10 protein-coding genes are annotated in these 12,345 nt (G+C 69.3%); 4 read left to right on the forward strand and 6 right to left on the reverse strand.

Annotated features, from left to right (window positions below):
• Positions 1-34 precede the first annotated feature (34 nt).
• From GTY47_RS02165 to GTY47_RS02175, 3 genes are all read right to left on the reverse strand, one after another.
• Positions 35-3,187, reverse strand: coding sequence for a DEAD/DEAH box helicase (locus GTY47_RS02165; protein WP_010040065.1), 3,153 nt, complete (start codon positions 3,185-3,187; stop codon positions 35-37).
• 858 nt (positions 3,188-4,045) lie between these two features.
• Complete coding sequence (locus tag GTY47_RS02170) at positions 4,046-5,062, reverse strand: SEC-C domain-containing protein (protein ID WP_010040069.1); 1,017 nt, start codon at positions 5,060-5,062, stop codon at positions 4,046-4,048.
• A gap of 130 nt (positions 5,063-5,192) precedes the next feature.
• A complete protein-coding gene (locus GTY47_RS02175; protein WP_010040072.1) occupies positions 5,193-6,668 on the reverse strand; it encodes an endo-beta-1,6-galactanase in 1,476 nt (491 codons plus the stop codon).
• Positions 6,669-6,910: 242 nt separating this feature from the next.
• On the opposite strand from GTY47_RS02175, the gene GTY47_RS02180 reads away from it, so the two are divergent.
• The 3 genes from GTY47_RS02180 to GTY47_RS02190 all read left to right on the forward strand — a co-directional run bounded on the left by GTY47_RS02180 (position 6,911) and on the right by GTY47_RS02190 (position 9,087).
• The gene (locus tag GTY47_RS02180) at positions 6,911-7,222 is read left to right on the forward strand and encodes a DUF6412 domain-containing protein (protein WP_010040075.1); all 312 of its coding nucleotides are present in this window, start codon (positions 6,911-6,913) and stop codon (positions 7,220-7,222) included.
• A 147-nt stretch (positions 7,223-7,369) separates the two neighbouring features.
• Positions 7,370-8,080: a YidC/Oxa1 family membrane protein insertase gene (locus tag GTY47_RS02185; protein ID WP_010040077.1), complete on the forward strand. Its 711-nt coding sequence runs from the start codon at positions 7,370-7,372 to the stop codon at positions 8,078-8,080.
• A gap of 149 nt (positions 8,081-8,229) precedes the next feature.
• Positions 8,230-9,087, forward strand: a complete 858-nt coding sequence (locus GTY47_RS02190) for a fumarylacetoacetate hydrolase family protein (RefSeq protein WP_010040079.1) — start codon at positions 8,230-8,232, stop codon at positions 9,085-9,087.
• Positions 9,088-9,163: 76 nt separating this feature from the next.
• Here GTY47_RS02190 and GTY47_RS02195 read toward each other — a convergent pair whose 3' ends face one another.
• From GTY47_RS02195 to GTY47_RS02205, 3 genes are all read right to left on the reverse strand, one after another.
• Positions 9,164-10,030: an LLM class F420-dependent oxidoreductase gene (locus GTY47_RS02195; RefSeq protein WP_010040080.1), complete on the reverse strand. Its 867-nt coding sequence runs from the start codon at positions 10,028-10,030 to the stop codon at positions 9,164-9,166.
• 89 nt (positions 10,031-10,119) lie between these two features.
• Positions 10,120-10,644 (reverse strand): heme-degrading domain-containing protein, encoded by a 525-nt coding sequence (locus tag GTY47_RS02200; RefSeq protein ID WP_010040081.1) that lies wholly within the window; start codon positions 10,642-10,644, stop codon positions 10,120-10,122.
• The gene (locus GTY47_RS02205; RefSeq protein ID WP_010040083.1) at positions 10,641-11,738 is read right to left on the reverse strand and encodes a Gfo/Idh/MocA family oxidoreductase; all 1,098 of its coding nucleotides are present in this window, start codon (positions 11,736-11,738) and stop codon (positions 10,641-10,643) included. The genes GTY47_RS02200 and GTY47_RS02205 overlap by 4 nt, the downstream gene beginning before the upstream one ends.
• Before the next feature lie 116 nt (positions 11,739-11,854).
• On the opposite strand from GTY47_RS02205, the gene GTY47_RS02210 reads away from it, so the two are divergent.
• Positions 11,855-12,345, forward strand: a 491-nt coding sequence (locus GTY47_RS02210; RefSeq protein ID WP_010040086.1) for a MarR family transcriptional regulator, incomplete at its 3' end; no start/stop codon positions are given.

Below are 12,345 nucleotides of genomic sequence, written 5' to 3' on the forward strand. Positions count from 1 at the left end.
GTTAGCTGATCGCTCTGACATCGAACGCGGTCAACTAGCTTGCGTTGATGGCTGCATACGACCAGATGTCGGCGGGCAACGCGTGCTCCAGGCGCCACGTGATCGCCATCGGCTTGCTGCCTGTGTGGCCTTCGTAGGTGGCAGGCCCGAGAAGCATCCAGGGCTGAGACTTACCGATGTCGGTGTTCTTGTACCGACGCATGAAGAGCAGGACATGGCTGCCCCGCTTGGCGTGGTGCTGGTAGCGCAGCCCTGTCGGGGAGCTTTCGGCCGTGGAGTTCTGGGACTCCCAGTGGAAGAGCGTCGGACTCAGGGCGTAGTCCCTGTATCGCACAGTGGGGGAGAAGTCCTTCTCGTTCTTCTCCAAGGTGATCAGGAGAGCGTCTGTCTGGAGGTCCTCGACCCACTGGACGCCCTGTGCGAAGGACCTGGGCATCTGGCCGCCGAAGCGTGCTACCCCGAGGGCCGCCAGGATCTCAGAGCGGTTATAGGAGCAGTGGACCTGTAGCGGGACCTGGTTGTGGGGGCCTGACAGAGGGATGGGGAAGTGGTCCGCCTGCTCGATGACGTAAGACAGGACCTGGCGGAGCTCATCGCGGACGTTTGGTTGATTGCGGAGTGCGTCGAGGCCTTGCTGGAAGCTGGTGAAACCGCCCGCGTTGTCCCACAGGTTGAAGAAGAGCATCCGGGCGTACACCTGGTCCGTGGGGTCCAGCTCCTCATAGGCGGGTACGTCGTCGGCCAGGAGGCGGAGGTACGCATTGGCGCGGTCAGGGTCATCGACGTGCAGGAAGGCATGGACACGTTTGAGGAGCGCCGACTCACCAGCCGGAGCAGCCGCTTTGATCAGCCCGGCTCGGCGTAGGACAGAAGTCCAGGAGTTGTCGCTCTTGTACAGCTCCTTGATCTCCCTGCGGCTCTCCCGCAGGTAGTCCGCGAGTTGCGGCGTGTCATAGGCCTTGACTTCGTTGACCAACGTCTTGACGGTAGCGCTGAGCTGGGTGCGGATGTTGCCCAGCACCAGGTCCTTGGCCTTGCCCTCCAGGATGATCTGGCATCCGGACGGCAGGAGCGGAAAATCGTGCTCGATGTGATCGACGAGCCGGTTCCTGGAGAGGTTCGTCAGAGCTCGGAACTGCTCTTCGAAGCGGAACTCCGCCCGGTGCTGTCCGATGAAGTCGAGGACTGTGAGCACGGGCTTCGTTTCAGTACGCCGTAGTCCACGGCCCAGTTGCTGGAGGAAGACCGTGGCGCTGTTGGTGGGGCGCAGCAGCAGGAGTGTATCGACATCGGGGATGTCGAGGCCTTCGTTGAACAGGTCCACGGAGAAGATGACTTGCAACTTCCCCTCTCGCAGGTCGGCGAGCGCTTGAGCTCGTACTGCGGCAGGCGAGTCGCTGGTGAGTGCCGTTGCCTGGAAGCCGGCCTTTTGGAAGAAGTCGGCCATGAAGCGTGCGTGCTTCTTGTCCACGCAGAAGCCCAGGGCCCGCATGGCTCCTGGCTGGGATACCTTGTCTCGGATCTGCTTAACGACGATGCGGGCACGCGCCTGGTTGCCCGTGTAGAGGTTGCCGAGCTCCTGGTCCGCGTAGGTACCCCTCTGCCACGTGAGGTTCGTCAGGTCTGTGCCATCGGGGATGCCGAAGTAATGGAAGGGACAGAGCAGGTCGTTCTCCAGTGCCTCCCAGAGTCGCATCTCGGCGGCGATGCGGCCCTCGAAGAACTCATCCTGCACGTTGAGCCCATCCATCCGCTCGGGGGTCGCGGTCAGGCCGAGTAGTTCCTTGGGCTTGAAGTGGTCGATGACGCGGCGATACGTACCGGCGGTGGCGTGATGGAACTCGTCGATCACGATGATGTCGAAGTGGTCGGGAGCCAGCTCTTCAAGCCGCTGGACATTCAGGGACTGGACGCTGGCAAAGACGTGGTCCCAGGCTTGCGGGTCCTCACCGCTGTAGAGCAACTCGCCGAATGAGGCGTCATCCAGCACCTCTCGGTACGTACGCAGAGACTGCTTGAGGATCTCCTTGCGGTGGGCGACGAACAGCAGCTTTGGTCGGCGGTTACTGAAGCGCTTGGAAAGGCTTCGGTAGTCCAGGGCGGCCATGACGGTCTTGCCCGTACCGGTGGCTGCGACCAGCAGGTTGCGGTTGCGTCCGCGGAGCTCGCGCTCTACTCGTAGGCGTTCCAGCATGTCCTGCTGATAGGGGAAGGGGCGTACCTCCAGCCCAGATAGGTTGATCTTCAAGTCGGTGGTAGAGGTGGTGCCGCTTGCCTGGGTTAGGGCTTGGTCGAGGCGGTCGGCGTGGTGATCCGGGTCGTACGTCTCGAACGCGGAGTCGTTCCAGTACGCGTCGAAGGTCGCCTCGAACTTGTTGAGTACTGCCGGTGTGGCGACGGAGGACAGGCGGACGTTCCACTCCAAGCCGTCGAGGAGTGCAGCTTTTGAGAGGTTCGAGCTGCCGACGTATGCGGTGTCAAAGCCTGTGTCTCGTCGGAAAAGCCAAGCCTTGGCGTGTAGTCGAGTGGATCGAATCTCGTAGTTGACCTTGACGGTAGCGCCGAAGTCACGGATGAGGCGGTCGAGTGCGTGGCGGTCGGTGGCGCCGATGTAGGTGGTCGTGATGACACGGATCGGCACGCCTCGCTCCTTCGCGGCGCGCAACGAGTCTTCCAGGACGCGAATGCCGTACCACTTCACGAACGCGCAGAGCAGGTCGATGCGGTCTGCCGTAGCGAGCTCTGCTCGCAGCTCGGAGCCGAGACTCAGGTCCTCGGGGGAGTTTGTGATGAGCGATGTCTCGGACAGGGGAGTCAGAGGGCGAAGGGCGTAGACGCCTGGAGCCTCTTGCTGAGCGAGTGCCAGCAGCTGCCGAGGACCCTCGACGATTGTCTTTGTGCTGGCAGCTTTGGCTTCGCTCGGGTTGGGTGCACTTGCGGAAAGGGCCGCGAGGATGCGGTTCGCGGCCGTCACGCGGTCTTCGGGCGGAAGCTCGCTCAGCCGCTGACCGACGGCTTCAGCGATGTAGCGTGCCAGCACGTGGGGAGCGGACTCCGGTGTGACTTCAGCGTCGATTGCTTTCCAGCCTGCGGCCGTGAATCGCTCCAACTCGTCGTGCAGGTCGTGGGTGATTAGCTTCTCGTAGACACCTGCGATCGGCGTCGATCCGCCCCCGTGTTCTGCCACGACTGCTCCCCTGATCCCTCGTGCTTCTCGTACACGGGCACCCGTGCCGATGTGGATCTGTTCTAACAGCAATCACTGTCACGCGAGGGGTTGTCTAGAAAGGGGACCTGCGGTGCTGCTGGGCCGCCCGCTTCCTGGCCAGTGTCGTGCCTCCGCACCCCGCCTCAACGGCGCTTCACTCCGCTGCGCTGCGTTCCGCGTCGGCTGGCGCCGATGGCCCTGCGGGCCACCCTTGACCCGGGTCGCCGGTGGGGTGAGGCGTCCCGGGCGTCACCAGAACGCGCCTGCTCCCATCCCCAACCCGAGCAGCACGCAAGAGACCCCCCAAGCCAGATGCGCCCCCGCTGAGTACGACACGTTCGCCGGCCTTCCGTCCTTCTGGTGTACGACCACCACCCGGCGTGGGTCCCTCGGGTCGTAGCGGAGGACGACCGGGACTCCTGCGTGGAGAGGGTGCTGCTCGTGATTGAGGGGGGTGCGGCGGTACGTCTGGTCGGCCGGGGCGTTGGGGAGGTCGACCGGTGGGGCTTTGTAGCGGACCTGGGGCGGGTGGAGGGTGGGGCCCTCTCGACGGGGGCCACGGGCCACCTCGCCCCTGGTGCGGATGCCCCGGACGCCGAGGCGGGCGAGGGCTCGGCGCTGGCGTTGGGCTATGCGTAGGTTCCAGATGCCGAAGGCCGTCATGGCGGCGGCCATGATGAGTGTGATCGTGAGCCAGGGCTGGTCCACGTGACATTCCCCCCGGAGCCGACGTCAGTCGTCTGTCGTACGGGAAGACGGGGGTCGTGTCGTGGCAGTTCCGTGGGGGCGGCTGTCGGGGCGGCCCGGGTCGGCACCGCCCCGGCTACGGTGCCTGTGTCAGGCCGTGCGTCCGTGGCAGGCGCCGTAGGTCTGGCCTGAGCCGCACCAGCAAGGTGCCCCCTGCTGTGGTGGCCAAGGGACCGCGCGGCCCCGGGCCGCCAGGGTCGTCGCGTACTGGGGGAGCAGCGTCGCGTCCGACGGGGACGAGAGTTCCGAGGCTGCGAAGGCCTCGTAGGACGGGACCGTGCCGGTGACGATGCCGAGGTTCGGGGTGCCGGAGGAGGACAGTTCCCGGAGGGCGGACTCTATGGTCGCGAGGTGGGTCTCGTGGGAGGGGTACTCCGAGGCCAGGGTCGGATAGGCCTCCAGGAGTTCCGAGAGTTCCGTCGCCGGCCAGTGGAGGATCGCCACCGGGAAGGGGCGGGAGAGGGCCTCCCGGTAGGCGCCCAGTTCCGCGCGGAGGCGGAGGATCTCCGCCTCCAGTTCCGCCGGGTTCTCCGAGCCCAGGGACCACACGCGCTTGGGGTCGTGGAGTTCGTCCAGGGTGATGGGGAGGGAGTGGACCGTGTCCGCCAGGGCGTCCCACTCGTCGTGGGTCTTGCCCAGCATGCGGCGGACCCTGTGGCGGCCGAAGAGGAGGGGGTGGGTCGGCTGCGGGGGTTGCGGTACGTCGGTCAGGAGGAGGCGTACGGCCTCCGTGAACGTGTCGTGCGCCGCTTCCAGCTCGTCGTGGGACTCCAGGGCCTCGGCGACGATCACCCAGGCGGCCGGGTCCCGCGGGGACGCCACGCGGACTCCCTCGATGATCGCCCTGGCCTCGGCCTCGTGGCCGTACTCCCAGAGGTTCGACGCCTTGAGCGCCCGTACCAGGTGGGGGTTGTCCAGGCCGTCCGTGGAGGACAGCAGACGGTCGTAGAGGGCCGTGGCCGTGGGGCGGTCGCCGGCGAGTTCGAGGTGGGCCGCGGCGCGCAGCAGCAGGGCCTCGGCGTCCTCGGGATACAGGCCGGCGGTCCGCTCCAGGCGTGCCGCCTCGGCGGTGTGGTCGACGTTTTCGGCAGGCGTGTCGGGGCGCATGGGGGACACCGTACTGCCGGGAGGTGACGAGCGTGAGAGATGCGCAGGCCAGACCGCCGGCCTGCGCTGGTTCCCCATGCTCGCCATCCCGGCTCTACAGTTCGCCCCGAACCGCCGCCGTACCGTCGGCCTACAGGGTCACTCCGTCGATTTGGAGTGTTTGGACCGATTTTGCGGCGAAGGGCACGCTCACCGATTTTCCGTTGAGGCGGATGTCCGAGCGGGGGGTGTAGAGGTCGCCGCCGCCCGTCGTCACCGTGTTCCAGCGGGGCACCACGCCGTTCGTGCCGCCCGTCACCGTCGAGAAGCGGGAGAGGTCGAAGGTGAGGGTCTGGGCGGACGTGGAGGTGTTCACCGCCACCAGCACCAGGCGGCGGGACGACGCCTCGTACGCCGCCACCGCGTAGCTCACTCCCGTGGCCAGGATCGTCATGCCGGGGCGGATGTGGCGGCTGAACTGGGCCAGTACGTAGTGCTTCGTCTGGACCGTGGTCGGCTGGAGGGTGTTCGCGTCGTAGGCGATCATCGCCCAGCCCGTCGACGGGTCCATGACCTGCCAGTAGCACCATGCCGTGGGGTGCAGCCAGCGGAAGTCGTAGCAGAGGTTCGACGCCATGGTCAGGCCCGTGCCGTCGCTGTCGCCCGTCTCGGAGTTCCACAGCTTCTTGCGGGACGTCGTCACCACGTCCGTGTAGAGGAGGTCGCGGCGGCCTCCCGAACCCTGGTAGCCGTGCACGTTGACCTGGGAGACCAGGGACTTGGTGGACGAGTCGAAGGATGCCCAGGTGGAGCGGGCCGTGTCGTAGTTCGTCTCGTCCGAGGCGGCGATCCGGATGCCGGTCAGGCCTCGCTTGTCCAACTCGCTGCGCATGTACGGGAGTACGGCCGCCTGGACCGCGGGGTCCATGTGGCAGCCCTCCTGGGTGCCGGTCGCGGTCCACCAGGTGGAGGCCGGCTCGTTGAAGGGGTCGACCGTCGCGAAGTTCACGCCCCAGTTGCTGCGGGCGTACAGGGCCGTCGCCGCCAGGTGGGAGGCGTGCTGGCGGTAGTTCCAGGTCTGGAGGTTGTTGCCGCCGTTCGCGGCGCCCGAGGGGTTGTGGTTGCTGCACATCCACCACATGGGGGAGTTGGCGAACAGCTCGGTGATCGCGCCCCGCTGCGTCGCCTTCACCAGCATCGCGCGCTGGTTGGCGTCCGCCGACCACTTCCAGGCCGACGAGGCGGGGTCCTCGTTGTTCCAGTCCTGCCAGAAGCCCTCGATCTGCTTGAAGGCCGGGATGTTCGGCGACTCGACCATGGTCTCGCCGCCGACGCTGTTCCAGCTGCACGCGCCCAGGTTGTAGCGGGCGATGTTGAGGCCCAGGCCGGGGAGCGATCTGCCGTTGTACGTCACCGACTTGGTGGTGAAGAAGAGGTCCGCGAAGTCGTCCCGGGCGCCGAAGACGTTGGCCCACCAGGCGAGGGAGGTGCCCCAGCCCTCCCAGGTGCCGTAGGTCGTCGACGGGTTGACGGCGATCGTGGCGTCCGCGTGCGCGGTTCCTGTCGCCAGGGCGCTGCCGAGGAACGTGCCGCCTGCTGCGGTCAGCAGGGTTCTGCGTCGTATCACGGCTCCTCCGTAGGGGAGTTCGGGGCAGGCGCCGGTCCCCCCGGTCCGGCGTCGCGGGTTGGCCCGTTGACGGGCATCGAGAAGCATCGGGTGTGGCAGGTGTGTTGTCGAGAGTTGTGACGAACCTTTCTAAAACCCGTGTACGAAGTCTCGGACGTGCCCTGCGGAGCGATCCTGTATAACGAACAGAGCGAAGAGAACGGGTAGTCGAGCGCACGCGCGTACGGGAGGAGGGGGAGCCGATGGTCCGCGGTCTGGCGAGTCTGCGTCCCGCTCTCGTGCTGCTCGTCCTGGTCCTGGAAGTGGCGCTGCTGGACACCGGCAGCCTCTACGCCACCGTCGCGCTCGCCGCTACCGCCGCGGCCTCCGCCGCGTTCACGGTCTGTGCCCTCGTCGGCTCGCGCTGCGCGCCCGCCGTGCCGCGCACCCGGGTGCGTACGGCCATCCGCGACCGTGACCTCCGTACGGCCTTCCTGCCGCAACGCGATCCCGACGCCCGGGGGCGCACCCGGCCCCGGGCGCCCGGGCACGCCCTCCGGGCGACTTTCGCGTAGGGGCCACATCCCGGCACGTCCCGGTGCATCCAGGTACATGCCGGTGCATCCCGTATGTCCCGGTACGTTCACGTAGCCGGCCCCGCGCGGGTCGTCATGCCGCCATGTCCGATTCCCGGCACGACGAGACCCCCGGAGGGCTCACCCATGTCCGTCTTCGCCACCCTGGTCGAGCGACTCGCCGACCTCCTCCAGCCGCTGTTCGGCGCCTCCGCGGCCGCCGCCGCGATCGTCCTGTTCACCGCGCTCGTACGCCTCCTCGTCCACCCCCTGTCCCGGGCCGCCGCGCGCGGTCAGAAGGCCCGGACCGCGCTCCAGCCGAAGATCGCCGAGCTGCGGAAGAAGCACGGGAAGAACCCCGAGAAGCTCCAGCGGGCCGTACTGGAACTGCACGCCGAGGAGAAGGTCTCGCCGCTGGCCGGCTGCCTGCCCGGGCTGCTCCAGGTGCCCGCGTTCTTCCTGCTCTACCACCTGTTCTCCAGCGAAACGATCGGCGGCCGGGCCAACGTGCTGCTCGGCCACGAGCTGTTCGCCGCGCCGCTGGGCGGGCGGTGGGCGGATGCGCTCGGGGAGGGCGGTCTCCTCGGCGGTCCGGGGCTCGTCTACGCCGGGCTCTTCGTGGTCGTCGCCGGGGTCGCCGCGTTCAGCTACCGCCTCAGCAAGCGCATGATGGCCGCGAGCCCGGCCCTCCCGGCCGGTGGTGAGCAGGTGGCGGGGCTGGGAGCGGTGACCAGGGTGATGCCCTTCATGTCCTTCTTCACGCTCGTCACCGTGGCCGTCGTGCCGCTGGCCGCCGCGCTGTACGTCGTGACCAGCACGACGTGGAGTGTCGTCGAGCGCGCTGTGCTGTACCGGTAGCCGGCCCGGTACGTGACGGTCCAGTACGTGAACTGGGTATTGCGGAGCGGACTCCCAGCTTGGAGGATCGACCAGTCCTCCGATGGCTGCCCCGCCGCATCCGGGTCGCAGGCCTCGGGCGGGCGCCCGCGATCGAGGGAGAAGTGATCATGAAGCTGCTGCGAGTCGGTACGGCCGGGGCCGAGCGGCCCGCACTGCTCGACGCCGACGGGACCCTGCGGGACCTGTCGGGCGTCGTGCCGGACATCGACGGGGCGCTGCTCGCGGACGACGCGGCGCTCGACCGCGTCCGGGCCGCCGCCGACGCCGGTGAGCTGCCCGTACTGGACGCCACCGGGCTGCGGATCGGGCCGCCGCTGGGGCGGATCGGCAAGATCGTCTGCATCGGGCTGAACTACCACGACCACGCGCGCGAGACGGGTGCCGAGCCGCCCGCCGAGCCGGTCGTCTTCATGAAGGCGCCGGACACGGTGGTCGGGCCGAACGACACGGTGCTCGTGCCGCGCGCGTCCCGCAAGACCGACTGGGAGGTCGAGCTGGCCGTCGTCATCGGGCGTACCGCCAGGTACCTGGGGTCCGCGGAGGAAGGGCTCGCGCACGTCGCCGGGTACGCGGTGGCGCACGACGTGTCCGAGCGGGAGTTCCAGATCGAGCGGGGCGGGACCTGGGACAAGGGGAAGAACTGCGAGACGTTCAACCCGCTGGGGCCGTGGCTGGTGACGGCGGACGAGGTGCCGGATCCGCAGCGGCTGTCGCTGCGGCTGTGGGTCAACGGGGAGTTGAAGCAGGACGGGACGACGGCTGAGCAGATCTTCTCGGTGGGGGAGGTCGTGCGGTATCTCAGTCAGTTCATGACGCTGTACCCCGGGGATGTGATCAACACGGGCACGCCGGCGGGGGTGGCGCTGGGGGCGCCCGAGCCGAAGCCGTTCCTTCGGGCCGGGGACGTCGTGGAGCTGGAGATCGAGGGGCTCGGGCGGCAGCGGCAGGAGTTCAAAAGCGCCTGAGGGGCGGGGAGCTGCGGATCGTTCGCGACTGCGGGTGCGTCGTGGTCGTTCGCGCGGTTCCCCGCGCCCCTGAAGGTCAGTCCAGTACCGAAGCCAGGTCGCGCCAGGCCTTCCTCGGGAGGGAGTCCCGCGGCTCGCCGTCCAGGACCTGGAGGGCGAGGTGGTCCGCCCCCGCCTCGAAGAAGGCGTCGATCTTGGCGCGGATCGCCGCGTCGTCGCCCCAGGCGAACAGGGCGTCGACCAGGCGGTCGCTGCCGCCGTCCGACAGGTCGTCCTCGGTGAAGCCGTGTCGGAGGAAGTTGTTGGTGTAGTTCGGCAGCGGGAGGTAGATCCCGAGGAACTCGCGGGCCAGGGCGCGGGCACGGACCGGGTCGGTCTCCGGGATGACGCCCAGTTCCGGGGCGAGCAGCGGGGCCTCGCCCAGGATCTCGCGGGCGTGCGCGGTGTGCTCCGGGGTGACCAGGTACGGGATCGAGCCCGCCGCCCGGTCGCGGGCCAGCCGGAGCGACTTCGGGCCCAGGGCGGCCAGCAGGCGGCGGTCGGCCGGCACTCCGGCGGCGTCCAGGCCGTCGAGGTGGCCGACGAGGGCCGAGTAGGGGCGGGAGTACTGCTCCTCGCGCTTGGCGTGGCTCACCCCGAGGCCCAGCACGAAACGCCCGGGGTGGGCCGACTCCAGCTCCCCGAAGGCCGTGGCGGCGGCGTCCGGCTCGTGCTGCCAGATGCTCTGGATGCTGGTGCCGAACGTGAGCTTCGAGGTCGCCTCGATCAGCGGGGCGGCGTTGGCGGCGGAGCTGTTGCCGCCCAGCCAGACGGCGCCGTAGCCGAGTTCCTCCAGTTCGGCGGCGGCCTCGGCGAGTTCGCCGCGCCGGTCCGGGTCCTCCGAGCGCAGCCCTACGCTCCAGATGCCGTAGCGGCCGACGGTTTCCTTCAGAGCGGTGGTCATCGGTTGGGATCCCTCCGGTTGGGCGCCATGCTTGATCATGCGTACAGCAGGTGCCAACCGGAGGGGGCCGCCGATGATTCCGGCACCGCCTAGGGGGTGTTCAGGAACCGCTCCAGGGCCTCGACCACGAACCGGTGGTCCTGGAGCTGCGGCAGCCCGGACACCGTCACCGCGCCGATCACGCCGACGCCCTCGACGGTGATCGGGAAGGAACCGCCGTGCGCCGCGTACGTGTCGGGGTCGAGGCGCGAGGACTCCTCGAACGTCGTGCCCTTGGCGCGGAAGCGGGCGCCCACCAGGTAGGAGGCGGAGCCGTAGCGCTCCACCACCCGGCGCTTGCGGGCGATCCAGGCGTCGTTGTCGGGCGTGGAGCCGGGCAGCGCCGCGTGGAAGAGCTGCTGGCCGGCGCGGTGGATGTCGATCGCGACCGGGGCCTGCCGCTCCCGGGCCATGTCGACGAGGAGCGAGCCGAGCGCCCAGGCGTCGTCGTGGGTGAACCGGCGGAACACCAGGCGGCGTTCCTCCTTCTCCAGCTCCTCCAGGCTCGGGGTGAGCTCCGGGTGGAACTTCGGGGTGAGCTCCTGGCTGTGCGAGGGGTTGCTCTTGTGGGTCACAGGGTCACCGTCACCTTCTCGCGGGCCGAACGACGGGCGGCTTCCAGTACGTCCAGGGCGGCGGCCGCCTCCAGCGCGGTCACCGGGTTCGGGGCCCCTTCCAGCAGGGCCTTGGCCACGGCCGCATAGTAAGCGGGGTAGTCGCCCGGGAGGGTGGGTTCGGGTCGGCCGCCTCCCGTGACCGGTGACTCGCCGGAGCCCACGCGGCCCCACAGCGACTCGGGCTCCGCGCCCCAGCCGGGCCCGGGGCGCCGGCCCTCGCGCAGGGCCGCCTCCTGGGGGTCGAGGCCGTACTTGACGTAGCCCGCGGCGGAACCCAGCACGCGGAAGCGGGGGCCGAGCTGGGCGGTCGTCGCGGAGACGTAGAGGTGGGAGCGGACGCCGCTGGTGTGCGTGATCGCGATGAACGTGTCGTCGTCCGTCTCGGCGCCCGGGCGGCGGATGTCCGACTCCGCGTACACGGCGGTCGCCGGGCCGAAGAGGACCAGCGCCTGGTCGACGACATGACTGCCGAGGTCATACAGCAGACCTCCGATCTCTGCGGGGTCGCCGGACTCCCGCCAGCCGCCCTTCGGCTTCGGACGCCAGCGCTCGAAGCGGGATTCGAAACGCCACACGTCGCCCAACTCGCCCTCGTCCAGCAGCTTGCGCAGGGTGAGGAAGTCGTTGTCCCAGCGGCGGTTCTGGAAGACGGAGAGGAGCAGGCTGCGCTCCTCGGCCAGGGCGGCGAGCTCGCGGGCCTCGGCCGCAGTGCCCGCGACGGGCTTGTCGACCACGACCGGCAGACCGGCCTTGAGCGCGGTGGTCGCGAGCGGCACGTGCGTCTTGTTCGGGGACGCCACGACGACCAGGTCCAGCTCGGCGGCCCGGTCGAACAGCTCGTCCGGGCCGGCGGCGAGGCGCACGTCCGGGAACTCGGCGCGGGCCTGCTGCTGCCGTTCGGGGTTCGAGGTGACCACCGTGTCGAGGACGAGGCCCTCGGTGGCGGCGATCAGCGGGGCGTGGAAGACGGAGCCGGCGAGGCCGTAGCCGACGAGGCCGACGCGGAGCGGCGAGCCCGGTGTGCCGGGCGTGCCGAGGGGTGTGCCAGTCATGCCACCCACTTTCGCAACGCTGTTGCCAAAGTGCAAGCGCCGGGGACAATGGTGGCGTGAACAGGGCGGACGACCGGACGGGCGCAGTGGGCGGAGCAGTGGGTGGAGTGGGCGGTATGGCGGGCTTGGCCGACACCGGAGCCGGAGCCAACCTGCTCGCCCTGCGCAGCCACAACGCGGCGCTGGTGCTCGACCTGCTGCGGACGGCCGGGCCCGACGGCATCAGCCGGCTCGAACTCGCCGAGCGGACCGGCCTCACCCCGCAGGCGGTCAGCAAGATCACGGCCCGGCTGCGGGAGGACGGGCTCGCGGCGGAGGCGGGGCGCCGCGCGTCGACCGGGGGCAAGCCGCGCACGGTGCTGCGGCTGGTGCCCGAGGCGGGGCACGCGGTGGGGGTCCACCTGGACCGGGACGAGGTCCGGGTGGTGCTCGTGGATCTGCGCGGGACGGTGGTGGGGGAGCGGCGGGCCGCGCTGGACCTGGGGGCCGGGGCGCGGGCGGTGCTGGCGGCGGTGACGGAGGCCGTGCGGGCGACGGTGGCGGGGGCCGGGCGGGTAGCGGTGGCGGGGGCCGGACGGGTGGCGACGGAAGCCGGGCCGGAAGGAGT

Origin of the sequence: Streptomyces sp. SID5464 (assembly GCF_009862985.1) — a bacterium.
GTDB classification, from domain to species: Bacteria; Actinomycetota; Actinomycetes; order Streptomycetales; family Streptomycetaceae; genus Streptomyces; species Streptomyces chartreusis_D.

Bases quoted from the DNA above. Each gene is read 5' to 3' on its own strand.
- GTY47_RS02195 (WP_010040080.1), bottom strand. From the start codon at position 10,030: ATGACCACCGCTCTGAAGGAAACCGTCGGCCGCTACGGCATCTGGAGC.
- GTY47_RS02205 (WP_010040083.1), bottom strand. From the start codon at position 11,738: ATGACTGGCACACCCCTCGGCACGCCCGGCACACCGGGCTCGCCGCTC.
- GTY47_RS02190 (WP_010040079.1), top strand. From the start codon at position 8,230: ATGAAGCTGCTGCGAGTCGGTACGGCCGGGGCCGAGCGGCCCGCACTG.
- GTY47_RS02170 (WP_010040069.1), bottom strand. From the start codon at position 5,062: ATGCGCCCCGACACGCCTGCCGAAAACGTCGACCACACCGCCGAGGCG.
- GTY47_RS02180 (WP_010040075.1), top strand. From the start codon at position 6,911: ATGGTCCGCGGTCTGGCGAGTCTGCGTCCCGCTCTCGTGCTGCTCGTC.
- GTY47_RS02185 (WP_010040077.1), top strand. From the start codon at position 7,370: ATGTCCGTCTTCGCCACCCTGGTCGAGCGACTCGCCGACCTCCTCCAG.